The sequence below is a fragment of the Cellulomonas phragmiteti genome, assembly GCF_016862775.1.
In the GTDB taxonomy this organism is placed as follows: domain Bacteria; phylum Actinomycetota; class Actinomycetes; order Actinomycetales; family Cellulomonadaceae; genus Cellulomonas; species Cellulomonas phragmiteti.
Genome location: NZ_BONP01000003.1, coordinates 190,367 through 204,631 on the forward strand (window position 1 = coordinate 190,367; position 14,265 = coordinate 204,631).

Here is a 14,265-nt window from a genome sequence, read left to right on the forward strand (position 1 = left end):
CCATGGCGCTGCGCGACCGTATCCAGCCGAGCGAGCGCTCGTCCGACGAGCCCGACCTCATCGGCCACTACCGCGACCGGCTGCTCGAGGAGATCGACCTCGACGAGCTGTCACGTCTCAAGCCCGCGCAGCGGCGGGCGCGCCTCGAGCGCATCCTGTCGACCCTGTTGTCCGCCGACGGCCCGGTGCTCGCCTCGCGGGACCGCTCGGTCCTCATCCAGCGCGTGGTGGACGACGCGCTCGGGCTCGGCGTGCTCGAGCCGCTGCTCGCGGACGACTCGATCACCGAGATCATGGTCAACGGCCCGCGCGACATCTTCGTCGAGCGGCTGGGACGGCTGCAGCGTCACCCCACGACCTTCGCGTCGGAGGAGCAGCTCTTCCAGACCATCGACCGCATCGTGTCGACCGTCAACCGCCGTGTCGACGAGTCGTCCCCGATGGTCGACGCCCGTCTGCCCACGGGCGAGCGCGTCAACGTCATCATCCCGCCCCTCGCCCTCGACGGGCCGTCCCTGACGATCCGGCGGTTCCCCCGGCCCTACCGCCTGGGCGAGCTGGTGGAGAAGGGCAGCCTCGACGTGCACGCCGCCCAGCTGCTCGGCGCCTGCGTGCGCGCACGTCTGAACATCATGATCTCGGGCGGTACCGGCACGGGGAAGACGACGTTCCTCAACGCGCTCTCGGGTCTCATCCCGGACCACGAGCGCATCGTGACGATCGAGGACGCCGCGGAGCTCACGCTGCAGCAGGAGCACGTCGTGCGCCTCGAGTCGCGGCCGCCCAACGTCGAGGGCCGGGGTCAGGTCACCATCCGCGACCTCGTGCGCAACTCCCTGCGCATGCGTCCCGACCGCATCGTCGTCGGCGAGGTCCGCGGCGGTGAGACCCTGGACATGCTGCAGGCCATGAACACCGGCCACGAGGGCTCGCTGGCCACGGTCCACGCCAACACCGCCTTCGACGCGATGGGCCGGCTCGAGACCCTGGCCACGATGAGCGAGCTCGAGCTGCCCGTCGCCGCGATCCGCGACCAGATCAACTCCGCGATCGACATCGTCATCCAGCTCGAGCGCGGCATCGACGGCACCCGGCGGGTGTCCGAGGTCGCCGCCCTCGTGTCGAACCGGCGCGACGACTACGTGCTCGCGCCGCTCGTCACCTTCGAGCAGGACCCGGTGGGTCCGGACCACCAGGTGACCGGCACGTTCCGGCGCCACCCGCTGCCCGAGCTCCTGGCCGCACGGCTGCGCCGCGCGGGCGAGGCGATCGCCCCGGTGGGGGTCGGGCCGTGACGCCGGTCGTCATCGCGGTCCTGCTGTTCGTGACGCTCGTGCTGCTCGTCGTCACGGTCTCGGTGCTGCAGGAGGACGCCGCGCACCGCAGCCGGCTGCTGGCGGCCGTGGACGCGCAGCCCGCCTGGGGCTCGGGCCTGACGGACCGCGTCGACGCGCTGGTGCGCCGCACGCGCTGGGGCACGCGGCTGAACGCGCTGCTCGCCGGCTCCGGCCTGGGGTCGCGGTCACCGGCGATGGTGCTCCTGCTCGTGGGGGGCAGCACCGTGCTCGCGTCCGTCCTCACCTTCGCCGTCGCCGGCCGGATCGCGGCCGTCGTCGCGGGTGCCGTCGTCGTCGTGTCGTTCCGCCAGTGGCTCGAGCGCCGCCGCGAGGCCCGGATCGAGAAGTTCATCTCGCAGCTGCCCGAGCTTGCCCGGCTCCTGGCCAACGGCGCGCAGGCGGGGCTGGGCATCCGCCGCTCCATCGAGCTGGCGGCCAAGGAGATGGACGAGCCCGCCAGCAGCGAGCTGGCGCAGGTCGCCTCGGAGCTCGCGATCGGCCAGACGCTCCACGGGGCGCTCGAGCACCTGTCGGAGCGGCTGCCCTCACGCGAGCTCGTCGTCCTCGTGCAGACCCTCGTCATCCAGGGCAAGGCCGGCGGCGCGCTGGTGACGGCGCTGCAGAACATCGCCTCGACGCTCGACGAGCGCCGCCAGCTGCGACGCGAGATCACGACCGCCGTCATCGGCGCCACGTTCTCGGGTTACGCGGTGGTGCTCATCGGCGCGTTCTCGGTCGTGTTCATGAACCTGCTCTCGCCCGGTGCGCTCGACACGATGTTCGGCACGCTGCCGGGCCAGATCGCGCTCATCACCGCCACGCTGCTCTTCCTCACCGGCTTCGTCGTCATCCGGCGCGTGACGAAGGTGAGGTTCTGATGTCGCTGCTGCTGGGGGCCTTCGCGGCCCTGCTCACCGTCCTGGGCGTCACCGGCGCGCGGATGATGCGCACCACGGGCCTGGAGGACGTCGAGGCCCAGCTGCGCACCGCGCCGACGGCGCAGCGCGAGCGGGGGTTCGGGGCGTTCCTCGACCGGCTCGGCTCGCTGTTCCTCGGGACCACCATGCGCATGTACGGCCCGGTGCGGCTGCGTCGGCTCGAGGAGACGATCCGCCGTGCCGGACGCCCCGACGGGCTGACCCTGACCGTCTACCTGCGCCGGCAGGCCGCGTTCGTCGTCATCGGCGCCGTCGGCCTCGTGGTGTTCATGGCCGCCGGGCAGCCGTGGACCGGGATCCTGCTGGCGGTCCTGCTGGCCGGGTGGATGCGGCTGTGGCTGCTGTCCGCGGGCCGCAAGCGCCAGGAGCAGATCGACATGGAGCTCCCGGACTTCCTCGACGTGCTCGGGGTCACGGTCACCGCCGGCCTTGGCTTCCGCCAGGCCGTCGAGCGCGTCTGCGAGTTCCACACCGGCCCCCTGGCCGACGAGATGCGCACCGTCCTGCAGGAGATGGGCGTCGGGGTCTCGCGGCGCCAGGCGTTCATCGCCATGCGCGACCGCACGCGGTCCGACGGTGTCTCGGCGTTCGTGACGGCCCTGCTGCAGGCCGAGGAGCTGGGCGTGCCGCTGTCCAGCGCGCTGGACGACATCGCCTCCGACGTCCGCAAGGAGCACGCGCAGCGCGTGCGGCAGGCCGCCGCCAAGGCCGCCCCCAAGGTGTCCCTCATCGTGACGATGACGATCGTGCCCGGCACCCTCATCCTCATCGGCTCGTCGATCCTCCTCGCGAACCGCGAGGTCCTCGGTGGGATCTTCTGACATGACGACGCCGGTCGCGCCGGAGCGGCCGGCCCACCTCGCGATCAGCCGGGTCACCCGGCTGCTGAGCGAGGTCCGGCTCGCGACGCTCGCCGTCGCGCTGGTCTCGGCCGTCGTGGGCGGCACCGCCGACCTGGCCGACCTGTGGGTCGTGCTCCTCGCGGTGCCGTTCTCCGTGGTCCCGGCCCTCACGTGGGACACGCGCGGCGCGGCGCTGTCGCGCTCGGGGATCCTGCTGGCCTGCGACCTGGTCACCACGGTGCTCGTGCTGCTGGCGCTGTCGAGCGAGATCATGACGGTCTACGCGGCCGCGACGGTCGCGCTGCTGGGCGTCGTGGTCGGCGCACGGCTCGCGCTCGTCATGGCGGTCGCGATCGCCATGACGCTGGCCTACTCGGCGGGCGTCGAGGCGAGCGGGGCGACGTGGCTGGTCGCGCTCACGGGCGCGGTCGGCGTCACGGCGATGGCGTGGGCCGGTGCCGCCCTCGGCCGCTCCCTGCGCACGCAGGACGAGGTGGCCCAGCAGGCGGCCTTCGCCCAGGCGCGTCGTGCCGCGACCCTCGAGCGGGTCCGGATCGCCCGGGACCTGCACGACACCGCGGCGGGCGACCTGGCGGGCGCCACCATGCTCAGCGGGACCCTCGTCGAGCGGCTCGAGCGCGAGGGCGTCTCGGAGCGCACGCTGACGATCGCGCGGCAGCTCGACAGCGCGTGCCGGGCCGCCCACCTGGACACGCGCACCGCGCTCGGTGAGCTGCGACGCGCCGGCGGTCAGCCGCTCGACGAGCTGCTCGACGTGTGCCGGCGGTGGGGCCGGGACACGGGCGTGGCCGTCGACCTCGACCTCGACCCCGCGTACGCGGAGGTCGAGCCCGAGCTCGCCGGTGACGTGCGCGCCATGGTGCTCGAGCTGCTCGAGAACGTGCGACGGCACGCCGCGGCCCGGCACGTGGACGTCGTCGTGACGCTCGGCGGCGGAACCCTGGTGCTGACCGTGGACGACGACGGCTGCGGGATGGCCGACGACGCGGTCCCGGAGGCGCTGGCGTCCGACGGGCACTTCGGCCTGCTGGGTCTCGAGGAACGTGCCGGCAGCAGAGGGGGCCGCGTCGAGCGTGCTCCGGCTCCGCGCGGCGGCCTGCGCACCCGCGTCACGCTGCCGCTGGTGCCCGACGAGGTGGAGGTGCGATGAGGATCCTGGTCGTCGACGACAACGCGCTGATCAGACTCGGCCTGCGTGCCGCGCTGGAGGAGCTCGAGGACGTGGTGAGCGTCGACGAGGCCGGCGACGGGCAGGCGGCGCTGGACCGCGCCGCCCGGGGCGACATCGACGTCGTCCTGCTGGACGTGCGGATGCCCGGCCGCGACGGCCTGTCGGTGCTGCCGGAGCTGGTGGGGCACGCGACGGTCGTCATGCTGACCAACACGGACGACCTGGGCGCGGTGGGGGAGGCCATGCGCGCCGGCGCGGCCGGCTACATCATCCACGGCTCGCTGCAGCCCTCGGGGATCGGCGCGGCCATCCGCGCCTGCCTGGCGGGCGGCACGGTGATGTCCGGGCTGGAGCCGTGGGCCTCGCTCACGCCGCCGGAGCCGCCCGCGACGCCGTCGGTGGGCTCCGGAGGGCGGCGCGACGACCTGTCGACGCGCGAGGCCGAGATCATGGACGTCGTCGCGCAGGGGCTGACCAACACCCAGATCGCACGGCAGCTGTTCCTGTCCGAGAAGACGGTGAAGAACCACATCAACCGCATCTTCGCGAAGCTCGGCGTGACCAACCGGGCGCACGCCGTCGCCGTGTGGCTGGGCACGGACGCTGGGCCCGCGGGCCCAGGGACGAATGGGACCGCAGTGGGTCCTGGGCCGCTCGTGGACGGGCGGCCACGCCCGTAGCGTCGTCCTTGTCAGAACGGACTTCGGGGCGCTGGCCCCACGCTCAGGAGGAAACACCATGGAGAACCTCACGCGCCGCGCGCTCGCCGTCCGCCTCGCCGTCACCGGCATCGTCCTCGGTGCGTTCGACCGCGCCGGCCGGGACGACCGCGGCCAGGGCTCGGTCGAGTACGTCGGTATCATCCTGGTCGTCGTCGCGATCATCGGCGTCGTCATCGCCGCCGCGTCCGGCCTGGGCGGCACGATCGTCTCCCGCCTGTCCGAGGCCATCAGCGGCATGTGATCCGCCGCCCGGCGGCGTACGCCGCCGGGCTCACCGGTCCGGGCCTCCGTGAGGGGCCCGGACCGGTCTCGTCGTCCAGGAAGGACCTCCATGCGTCGTGCCCGACTGCTCACCGTCGCCGCTGTGCTCGCCCTCGCCGTCACCGCGTGCACGTCGTCGGACCCCGAGCCGGGGCCCACGACGTCGGGACCGAGCGCCACGGCCTCACCCACGGCGCCGGACGACGGCACGACGGTCGTGGAGGTCGAGCACCTGGGCGCCCCCGTGGAGCTCACCGTGCACCCGCTGCAGGTGGTGGGGGAGCACGCGCTGCTGACGGTGGACTACGCGATGCCCCAGGGCGCCCCGGCCGGGACGAACCTGTCCGTGGCCGCGCTGCTGCGCAACCCGGGCACGTTCCTCAACGTCGGGCGGCTCCGGCTGCTCGACACCGCCGGCGGGCAGGCCTGGGAGGTCGGCCGCGACGGCGGCGTGTCGATCTCGACCAGCGGTGAGCCGCTCAACCTGGCACCGGGCGGCTCCGTGACGTCGGAGGCGTTCTTCGCCGCCCCCGACACCGACCGGGTCGACGTCCTGTTCCCGTACTTCGGGCTCGTCGAGGACGTGCCCGTCGTGCGCGACGAGGACGTCGCCACGACACCGGAGGACCTGGGTGCGAGCGCCGCCGCGGTCTACCCGACGGGCGGCGTGGAGGTCTTCACGCTCGCGTACGACGGCGGCGCCAGCACCCAGGTGCAGGCGCAGGAGGCCACGGTGACCCTGGCCTCGGACGTGCTGTTCGCGACCGACGTCTTCGAGCTGACGCCCGAGGCCGCGGCCGTCGTCGACAACGCCGCCGCGCAGATCAAGCAGGCCGCCCAGGCGGGCGAGGTCGTCGTGGTGGGCCACACCGACGACGTGGGGACCGACGACTACAACCTCGACCTGTCGAACAAGCGGGCGGCCTCGGTCGCGGCGCGGCTCGGGCCGGCGCTGGGAGCGGGCTTCACGCTGCGGACCGAGGGCAGGGGAGAGACCGAGCCCGTCGCCCCCGGCACGAGCGCCGAGGCGCGCGCGGCGAACCGCCGCGTCGAGGTCCGCTTCACGGCGGTCGAGGCGGGGCAGGCCATCGAGGTGACGACGGGGGCCGCCGCGGTGCCCGAGGCCACGGGGCCCGTCGCGTCTGGCAGCACCCCGGTCGAGGTCGAGGTGCAGGGGGCCACCTGGTCGGTCACCGCGCAGGAGGTCCGACGCCGGGGCCCGTACCTCGTCGGCACCCTGCGTCTCGAGCGCGTCTCGAGCGGCATGGGCGCCCCGGTCGGCCTGTTCGGCGACTTCGCGTCCGGTCGGCTGCTGTCCCGCGGGCTGTCGTCGACGACGCTGACCGCCGGTGCCTACGGGGCGACGCTGCTCGGTGAGGGCTCGCGCTTCTTCCCCGCCGACTACCTCAACGGCAACGCCGGTCTCGACGACGCGCGCGGCGTGCTCGCGGACCAGTTCATCGACGTCCCCCTGTCCGAGGGGCAGGCCGTCACGGTGCACGCCGTGTGGCCCGACACGGGCGGCGACGCGGTGTCGATCGACGCCGAGGGCCGCTTCCGGATCACCGACGTGCCCGTCGAGCGCTGACGCGCGCCCCGTCCCCACCCAGAGAGCGAGCACGCGATGTCATGGACGAGCCCGGCCCCCCGGGGCCGCCGCGTCGACGGTCGGGCCGTCGCCCTGTTCGTCGTCCTCGACCTGGTGACGTTCGCGCTGCTCTACTGGCTGCTGCTGCCGGCGTTCGCGGCGTTCCTCGCCGCGATCGAGCCCACCACGGCCCTGGCCATCGGGTGGGTGCTCTCGGCCGTGCGCCTGACGTGCGTGGGGGTCGTCGTCCTGCGCTCGTACCGTGACCGCCGGGGCCTCGAGGAGCGGCGCGACGCGCTCCCGACGATCCTCGTGGCGGCCGGGGGCGCGTGGCTGCTGCAGCTGCTCCTGGGCGTGCTCGGGGCGGCGGTGCTCGGTGAGTCGATCTGGTCCTGGCAGGTGCTGCTCGACCTCGCCACGTGGGTCGGGTTCCCGCTGCTGGCGCTGCTGTTCGTCAGCCCGGGGGAGGCCCAGGTGCTGCCCCCGCGGTTCCGCCGCAGCCTGGCGGGCGACCGCGGCGCGACGAACCTGCTCATCGTCCCGGCGGTCGCCGGGCTCCTGGCCGTCGCGCTCCTGGTCATCGGGATCGCCGGGTCGGCCACCTCGGACTCCCGCGAGTCCCGCACCGCGGCGGACGCGGCGGCGCTCGCCGCGGCGGACGTGTGGCGCGACGGGGTGCGTGGCGCGTTCGACGCCGCACGGTGGGCGGGCGACCCGGACGACTTCTGGCGCTTCGCGGGGACGGACCTCGGGTCGCTCACGTCCGGCGCGATGATCGACTCCGCGCGCGCCTACGCCGCGGCGAACGGGGCGGAGCTCGTCGACGTCGACGTCGACGCCTACCGGGCGCAGGTCACCGTGCGGGTGCGGAACCACGAGACCGTGCCCCAGACCTCGCGACGCATCGAGTCCGTCGCGACCGCGGAGCTGCGGCTCGAGTCGGGCGTCTGCCGCTCCGGGCGGTTCCTCGGCTTCCGCGTGGGCTCGACGTGCCGCACGGCTGCCCCGGCGCCGACCCCGACCCCGTCGCCCACCCCGGAGCCCGTCGAGGACCCGGAGGCGCCGCCACCGCCGCCCCCGCCTCCGCCGCCGCCGTTCGCGCCGCCGTCGGGCATCGGGGCGTTCCTCGTGGACACGCGTCTGGTCGTCCGCGGCTGACCGCCGCGCCGCGAGGTCGGTGCGCGGCAGACCGCACCCACCGCCGCCGGCATAGGCCCAGGGGCCTGCCCCACGCCGCGTCCCCGCCGTGCGCCTGGGCCCGACGGCGCCCGCTGCGGGCACCCGGGCCCACGACCCGCAGCACCCCCGATCGTTAGTCTCGCCGTGAGTCGAGGAGGCAGGAATGAGCGCACGTCCGGGCGGCCCGTCGAGGTCGGTCATGCGGGGGCGCGTCGAGCGCACCGACGAGGGCGCAGGCCTCGTGGAGTACGTCGGTGCGATCGCCGTGGTCGTCGCCCTCGTCGCGGGGATCATGCTGTGGGCGACGCCGGTGGGCGACCAGATCGTCGCGCGCCTGTGCGACGCGTTCGACGCGGACTGCGGCGGTGGCGAGATCGACATCGACCGCGAGCCCGAGCGCGCGTGCACGCAGGCCACCGACACCACGTCCGTGCAGGCGGGCGTCTCGATCGCGTTCATCGACCTCGGTGGTGAGGGCTCGATGTCCGTCGAGCGCATGAGCGACGGCACGTACCGCGTGACGCTCAACGGCGAGGCGGCGGTCAAGGCCGTGGCGTCGGCCGGCGAGGCCCACGGTGGCCTCGAGATCATGGGCTACGGCGGCAACGTCGAGCTGAGCGCCGAGGCGGCGGCCGGGTTGTTCGCCGGTGCCGGTGCGGAGTTCACCTTCAGCTCGATGGACGAGGTCCAGGACTTCAACGGCTGGGTGCAGCGCAAGGTGCTGCAGGGTGCCGCCGTCTCCGCGGCCGGCCCCGGTGGCCCCGTCGTGGGCCTCGGCTTCGCCGCCGTCGGCGGGCTCATCGACTGGATCACGGGCTACGACTACACCCCGCCCGCGCCGAGCGCGGTGTACGCGGAGGGTGGTGTGGTCGCCAACGCCGGTGCCGGTGTGGGCGTCGGCATCGGGGGCGGCTCGGCCGAGGTCGAGATGAAGAACGCCCTCGGCACCAAGCTCGACACGGCGACCGGTGACATCACCATCTACACCCGGGTGGAGATCAGCGCGGAGGCCGCGGCGCAGCTCGGGTTCTCCAGCAGCGACCCGAACTGGGGCCAGGGCGGCGACGTCAGCGGCCAGGTGCAGATGGTCGTGGCCACGACCGTCGGGCCGGACGGGCGGCTGAACCACGTCTCGCTCGAGGGCGCCGCGTCGTCCGAGGGTGCCTACGCCCTGACGGACCTCGGCGGGTACCCGATCTCCGACGGCTACGGCAAGGGGGTGACGCTGTCCGCCGACTTCGCCGTGACCGACGCGAACCGCTCCCGCGTGACCGCCGCGCTGGCTGGTCTGGGTGCGGTCGCCACGACCACGGGCAGCCCGGCGCTGGGCGTGGCCGGGGGTGTGCCGCTGATCTTCGACGAGGCCCGCCGCAGCGGTGACATCACGGCCCAGTTCCTCGACGTCAGCTCCCAGGACCTGCTCGCCGCCGCGCTGTCCCTCAAGGCTCCGGCCGTCGGTGGACTAGGGTTCTCGCTCGGCGCCTCGACGTCGTCGTCCGAGACGACCGACGCCTACTACCTGACGCCGACCGGTTGGAAGGATTGGACGGGGTGCATCGCATGAGGGCTCTGAAGGCGACCGTCGCGGTGGTGGCGCTGCTCCTGGTGGCGTCCTGCTCGGGGGAGGACGACGCGGCCGGTCCGGAGGCGTCGGGCCCGACCTCGTGGGACATCACCGCGGTGGACGGGATCGACGGCGCGACGCGCGAGTCGGTCGACGGCATCGGGATCGACGTGCCCGCGGACTTCGAGGGTGACCCGCGCCAGGTCGACGGCACCACCTCGCAGCTCGTGCTCATGCGCGAGGGCGAGGAGCGCTCGGAGGTCAACCTCACCGTGACCCGCGAGGACGACCTCACGGACGACGCGGTGACCGCCGCCGCCGGCACCGCCTTCGCCCAGCTCGGCGCGACGGGGTCCGCGAGCGACCTCGAGCAGGTGCCGCTGAGGTGGGAGGGCTTCGGCAACGCGATCGCGGTGCGGGGCGTGCTGACGCTCGAGGACGGCACGGAGCGCGACGTGGAGTACGTCACGACCCGGGACCCCGACGGGACGCGGCTGGTGGCGGTGTGGACCGAGGCCCCGCGCGGCGAGCTCGAGGGCTCCACCGCGCAGGAGGTGCTGCGCTCCGTCCGGGTCGACGGCTGAGGGGTGCGGGCGGGGCTCGGCCGTCACGTCGCCGACTAGGCTGGTCCGCGTGACGCAGACCCCCGAGCCCGCCACGCCCCCCCAGCCCACGACGCACCGCCCGGTCCTCGTCGTCGACTTCGGCGCCCAGTACGCGCAGCTCATCGCGCGTCGCGTGCGCGAGGCGAACGTCTACTCCGAGATCGTGCCGCACACCGCGAGCGTCGAGCAGATCCTGGCCAAGGACCCGGCGGCGATCATCCTGTCCGGCGGCCCGTCCTCGGTGTACGCGGCCGGTGCGCCGTTCGTCGGCCCGGAGCTGTTCGAGGCCGGCGTGCCCGTGCTGGGCATCTGCTACGGCTTCCAGGCGATGGCGCAGGCCCTGGGTGGCACGGTGGCGCAGACCGGGCAGCGCGAGTACGGCGGGACGGCCGTCGAGGTCACCGCCCCCGGCACCGTGCTGGACGGCAGTCCCGACGCGCAGACCGTCTGGATGAGCCACGGCGACGCCGTGCACGCCGCGCCCGAGGGCTTCGAGGTGCTCGCGACGAGCGCCGGCAGCCCCGTCGCCGCGTTCGAGGACCGTGAGCGTCGCCTCTACGGCATGCAGTGGCACCCCGAGGTGAAGCACTCCCCGCTGGGCCAGGCCGCCATCGAGAACTTCCTGTACCGCGGCGCCGGCCTGGCGCCCGACTGGAACCCGGGCAACGTCATCGCCGAGCAGGTCGAGCGCATCCGCGCCCAGGTCGGCGACGCACGGGTGATCTGCGGGCTGTCCGGCGGCGTCGACTCGTCCGTCGCGGCCGCGCTCGTGCAGCGTGCCGTGGGGGACCAGCTCACGTGCGTGTTCGTCGACCACGGCCTGCTGCGGGCGGGCGAGGCGGAGCAGGTCGAGCAGGACTTCGTGGCCGCGACGGGGGTGCAGCTCAAGGTCGTCGATGCGCGCGAGCGGTTCCTCACCGCGCTCGCGGGCGTGTCCGACCCGGAGACGAAGCGCAAGATCATCGGCCGCGAGTTCATCCGCGTGTTCGAGGACGCCGCCCGCGAGGTCGTCGAGGACGCGGGCGCGCACGGCGAGGCCGTCGAGTTCCTCGTGCAGGGCACGCTGTACCCGGACGTCGTGGAGTCCGGCGGCGGTGAGGGCGCGGCGAACATCAAGTCGCACCACAACGTCGGCGGGCTGCCGGACGACCTGCAGTTCCGGCTCGTCGAGCCGCTGCGCACGCTGTTCAAGGACGAGGTCCGCGCCGTCGGCCTGGAGCTGGGCGTGCCCGAGGTCATCGTGTGGCGCCAGCCGTTCCCCGGCCCCGGGCTGGGGATCCGGATCGTGGGGGAGGTCACCGCCGAGCGTCTCGAGACGCTGCGCGCCGCCGACGCGATCGCCCGCGAGGAGCTGACGCGCGCGGGCCTGGACCGTGAGATCTGGCAGTGCCCCGTCGTCCTCCTGGGCGACGTGCGCTCGGTGGGCGTGCAGGGCGACGGCCGCACCTACGGGCACCCGGTCGTGCTGCGTCCCGTGTCCTCCGAGGACGCCATGACGGCCGACTGGACGCGCCTGCCCTACGACGTGCTGTCGACCATCTCGACCCGCATCACCAACGAGGTCCCCGAGGTCAACCGGGTGGTGCTGGACGTGACGAGCAAGCCGCCGGGCACGATCGAGTGGGAGTGAGCGGCACGGACGAGAGGACGAGCGTGGACGACGGACCGACGACCGCCCCGACGGGGGCCCGCGCACCCGAGGCGACCGCCTGGGGCCACAAGGCCCGCAGGTCGCTGTCGCGCTACCGGGTGATGGCGTGGATCACCGGCGTGATGCTGCTGGTCCTGTGCGTCGAGATGGTCCTCAAGTACGTGCTCCAGCTGCCGGGGTTCAACGTCGAGGGCGACTGGCGCAACGAGGCGGCGCGGATCGTCGCGATGGTGCACGGGTGGGTGTACGTCGTGTACCTCGTCACGGTCTTCGACCTGTGGTCGACCCTCCGCTGGCGGCTCGGGCGCCTGGTCACCATGGCGGCGGCGGGGGTCGTGCCCGTCATGTCGTTCGTGCTCGAGCGTCGCGTGCACGCGGACGCCCGGCAGCGCATCGACGCGGCCGCCGGGCCGCAGGCCTGACGCGGGGACCCGACGCGTGCGGATCGTCCACGTCTCCGACTGCTTCGCCCCCCGGACGGGCGGCATCGAGACGCAGGTCGGCGACCTGGCGCGGCACCAGGTGCGGGCGGGTCACGAGGTCCACGTCCTGACGGCGACGCTCGGCGAGGGCGGGGAGCGCGGCGGGGTCGTCGACATCGAGGAGGGCGTGCACGTGCACCGGCTCGGTGCGCGCCTCCCGTTCGACCTGCCTGTCAACCCCGTCGCCGGTCCCGGCCTCCTGCGGTCGGCGCTGGGGGACGTGCGGCCCGACGCCGTCCACGTGCACGCCGGCGTGGTCTCGCCGTTCGCGTTCGACGGCGTGCGCGTCGCCACCGCGGCGCGGTACCCGACGGCGATCACGTGGCACTGCATGCTCGACGGCACGCTCGGGATCGGCCGGCCCCTCGTGCGGCGCACCGCCTGGCGGCACCTGCCGGCGGCGCTCAGCGCCGTCAGCGGGGAGGCGGCGCAGCGGGTGCGCGCCCTGTTCGACGCCCCTGTCGACGTGGTGCCCAACGGCATCGACGTCGCGGCGTGGGCGCCGGAGCCGGGCGCGACGGGTGCGGGCGGGGACCCGGCCGCGCCGCTGCACCTGGTGGCGACGATGCGCCTGGCGCCCCGCAAGCGTGCCGTGCCGCTGGTCGACGTCGTCGCCGCGGCGGCCCGGCGCCTGCCTCCGGGAGCATTGCGGGTCACCCTGATCGGGGACGGTCCGGCGCGCGACGCGGTCCGGGCACGCGTGGCGTCCGCCGGGCTGCAGGACGTCGTGGACCTGCGCGGTCGTCTGGCGCGCGCGGACGTCCGCGCGGCGTACGGCGACGCCGACGTGTTCCTCGCGCCGGCCCGCCTCGAGTCGTTCGGCATCGCCGCCCTCGAGGCGCGCACGGCCGGGCTGGCGGTGCTCGCGCACGCCGGGACGGGCGTCGGGGAGTTCGTCACCGACGGACTGGACGGGTTCCTCGTCGCCGACGACGCCGAGATGGCCGAGGCGGTCGTGCTGCTCGCCGAGGACCGTGCCCTGCTGGCGAGGATGCGGGAGCGGGCCGCCACGGTGCCGCCGCCGTTCGGGTGGGAGCACGTGCTGGCCGCGGCCGACGCCCAGTACGCCCGGGCGTCCCGGCTCGTCCGCGCCGACGGCGCGGCCGCGACCCGGCCCAGGTGACGCACCTGCCCCGGGCCCTAGGTCCGGGGTAGCGTCGGTGCGTCACCCGGACGGGTGATCACTGCGACCCCCGTGCGGGACCAGGGTCCCACCACATCGGCCCGACCTGCGACGACGCTGTTCACGTGAGCACATGGCTCACCGGGCCGGACCTCCGGTCACGTGGGGGTCCAGTACGTACCGATCGGGGAGATCGAGATGTCGAACGCAGCAGTCCAGTCCAAGCCGGGCCACCTCAAGGTGCTGGCGATCATCGTGCTCGCCTTCGGCGGCCTGTTCGCCGTCTCCGGTACCGCCACCTGGCTCCTCGTCGCCGGCAACCTCCGCGCCGAGCAGGTCACCGTCGCCGACGACGCCGCGGCCTTCGCCGGTGAGCTGGTCGACACGCCCTGGGAGGCGTGGGCACAGGCTGACATCATCAACCACCACGCGCTCGAGGGCTCCGGCGGCAAGACCTACGCGCAGCTCGACCGCGACGACCCGGCCCGCGCCACCGTCATGAACGGGTCGTTCCTGCGGGCGTCGCTGTTCACCTCGGTGCTGGCCTTCGGGGTGTCGCTCCTGGTCTTCGGCCTCGGCGTCGTCTTCATCATCACCGGCGAGGCGCTGCGCCGCATCGCCGTCCGGCTGGAGTCGCCGATCGGCGTCCCGCCCGCCGCCTAGTCCGTCCGAGCGCCCGAACCCTCCACGGGCCGCACCGCGCGGACCGGTGAGCGGACCGCACGGCAGACGACCGAGGACCGGTACCCGTTACGGGTACCGGTCCTCGGTCGTGTGCGGT

General features: G+C 74.1%; 14 protein-coding genes. All 14 read left to right on the forward strand.

What is annotated here, in order from left to right; translation table 11 throughout:
• Positions 1-2: 2 nt before the first annotated feature.
• Positions 3-1,295: a TadA family conjugal transfer-associated ATPase gene (locus Cph01nite_RS04225; protein ID WP_203671387.1), complete on the forward strand. Its 1,293-nt coding sequence runs from the start codon at positions 3-5 to the stop codon at positions 1,293-1,295.
• The gene (locus Cph01nite_RS04230; RefSeq protein ID WP_203671391.1) at positions 1,292-2,215 is read left to right on the forward strand and encodes a type II secretion system F family protein; all 924 of its coding nucleotides are present in this window, start codon (positions 1,292-1,294) and stop codon (positions 2,213-2,215) included. Before Cph01nite_RS04225 ends, Cph01nite_RS04230 begins: the two co-directional genes overlap by 4 nt.
• Positions 2,215-3,096, forward strand: a complete 882-nt coding sequence (locus Cph01nite_RS04235; RefSeq protein ID WP_203671393.1) for a type II secretion system F family protein — start codon at positions 2,215-2,217, stop codon at positions 3,094-3,096. The genes Cph01nite_RS04230 and Cph01nite_RS04235 overlap by 1 nt, the downstream gene beginning before the upstream one ends.
• Before the next feature lies 1 nt (position 3,097).
• Positions 3,098-4,288 carry a sensor histidine kinase gene (locus Cph01nite_RS04240; protein WP_203671395.1) on the forward strand — a complete coding sequence of 397 codons (1,191 nt, stop codon included), beginning with the start codon at positions 3,098-3,100 and terminating at the stop codon, positions 4,286-4,288.
• Entirely contained in the window at positions 4,285-4,989 is a 705-nt protein-coding gene (locus Cph01nite_RS04245) for a response regulator transcription factor (RefSeq protein WP_203671397.1), read from the forward strand. The genes Cph01nite_RS04240 and Cph01nite_RS04245 overlap by 4 nt, the downstream gene beginning before the upstream one ends.
• Before the next feature lie 58 nt (positions 4,990-5,047).
• Complete coding sequence (locus tag Cph01nite_RS04250; RefSeq protein ID WP_203671399.1) at positions 5,048-5,272, forward strand: hypothetical protein; 225 nt, start codon at positions 5,048-5,050, stop codon at positions 5,270-5,272.
• Between the two features lie 90 nt (positions 5,273-5,362).
• A complete protein-coding gene (locus Cph01nite_RS04255) occupies positions 5,363-6,880 on the forward strand; it encodes an OmpA family protein (RefSeq protein WP_203671401.1) in 1,518 nt (505 codons plus the stop codon).
• A gap of 36 nt (positions 6,881-6,916) precedes the next feature.
• Positions 6,917-8,038, forward strand: a complete 1,122-nt coding sequence (locus Cph01nite_RS04260; protein ID WP_203671403.1) for a hypothetical protein — start codon at positions 6,917-6,919, stop codon at positions 8,036-8,038.
• A gap of 184 nt (positions 8,039-8,222) precedes the next feature.
• Complete coding sequence (locus Cph01nite_RS04265; RefSeq protein ID WP_203671404.1) at positions 8,223-9,623, forward strand: hypothetical protein; 1,401 nt, start codon at positions 8,223-8,225, stop codon at positions 9,621-9,623.
• Positions 9,620-10,207 carry a hypothetical protein gene (locus Cph01nite_RS04270; protein ID WP_203671405.1) on the forward strand — a complete coding sequence of 196 codons (588 nt, stop codon included), beginning with the start codon at positions 9,620-9,622 and terminating at the stop codon, positions 10,205-10,207. The genes Cph01nite_RS04265 and Cph01nite_RS04270 overlap by 4 nt, the downstream gene beginning before the upstream one ends.
• Before the next feature lie 49 nt (positions 10,208-10,256).
• A complete protein-coding gene (guaA, locus tag Cph01nite_RS04275) occupies positions 10,257-11,858 on the forward strand; it encodes a glutamine-hydrolyzing GMP synthase (protein ID WP_203671408.1) in 1,602 nt (533 codons plus the stop codon).
• A 23-nt stretch (positions 11,859-11,881) separates the two neighbouring features.
• A complete protein-coding gene (locus tag Cph01nite_RS04280) occupies positions 11,882-12,301 on the forward strand; it encodes a DUF3817 domain-containing protein (RefSeq protein ID WP_373307540.1) in 420 nt (139 codons plus the stop codon).
• 16 nt (positions 12,302-12,317) lie between these two features.
• On the forward strand, positions 12,318-13,484 hold the full coding sequence (locus tag Cph01nite_RS04285) for a glycosyltransferase family 4 protein (RefSeq protein ID WP_203671410.1): 1,167 nt from the start codon (positions 12,318-12,320) through the stop codon (positions 13,482-13,484).
• A gap of 198 nt (positions 13,485-13,682) precedes the next feature.
• Positions 13,683-14,147 (forward strand): aromatic ring-opening dioxygenase LigA, encoded by a 465-nt coding sequence (locus tag Cph01nite_RS04290; protein WP_203671412.1) that lies wholly within the window; start codon positions 13,683-13,685, stop codon positions 14,145-14,147.
• Positions 14,148-14,265 lie beyond the last annotated feature (118 nt).

Excerpts from the sequence above, each read along its gene's own strand:
- Cph01nite_RS04260 (WP_203671403.1), top strand. The coding sequence starts at position 6,917 with ATGTCATGGACGAGCCCGGCCCCCCGGGGCCGCCGCGTCGACGGTCGG.
- Cph01nite_RS04240 (WP_203671395.1), top strand. The coding sequence starts at position 3,098 with ATGACGACGCCGGTCGCGCCGGAGCGGCCGGCCCACCTCGCGATCAGC.
- Cph01nite_RS04265 (WP_203671404.1), top strand. The coding sequence starts at position 8,223 with ATGAGCGCACGTCCGGGCGGCCCGTCGAGGTCGGTCATGCGGGGGCGC.
- Cph01nite_RS04250 (WP_203671399.1), top strand. The coding sequence starts at position 5,048 with ATGGAGAACCTCACGCGCCGCGCGCTCGCCGTCCGCCTCGCCGTCACC.
- Cph01nite_RS04235 (WP_203671393.1), top strand. The coding sequence starts at position 2,215 with ATGTCGCTGCTGCTGGGGGCCTTCGCGGCCCTGCTCACCGTCCTGGGC.
- Cph01nite_RS04255 (WP_203671401.1), top strand. The coding sequence starts at position 5,363 with ATGCGTCGTGCCCGACTGCTCACCGTCGCCGCTGTGCTCGCCCTCGCC.
- Cph01nite_RS04245 (WP_203671397.1), top strand. The coding sequence starts at position 4,285 with ATGAGGATCCTGGTCGTCGACGACAACGCGCTGATCAGACTCGGCCTG.
- Cph01nite_RS04225 (WP_203671387.1), top strand. The coding sequence starts at position 3 with ATGGCGCTGCGCGACCGTATCCAGCCGAGCGAGCGCTCGTCCGACGAG.
- Cph01nite_RS04270 (WP_203671405.1), top strand. The coding sequence starts at position 9,620 with ATGAGGGCTCTGAAGGCGACCGTCGCGGTGGTGGCGCTGCTCCTGGTG.
- Cph01nite_RS04290 (WP_203671412.1), top strand. The coding sequence starts at position 13,683 with ATGTCGAACGCAGCAGTCCAGTCCAAGCCGGGCCACCTCAAGGTGCTG.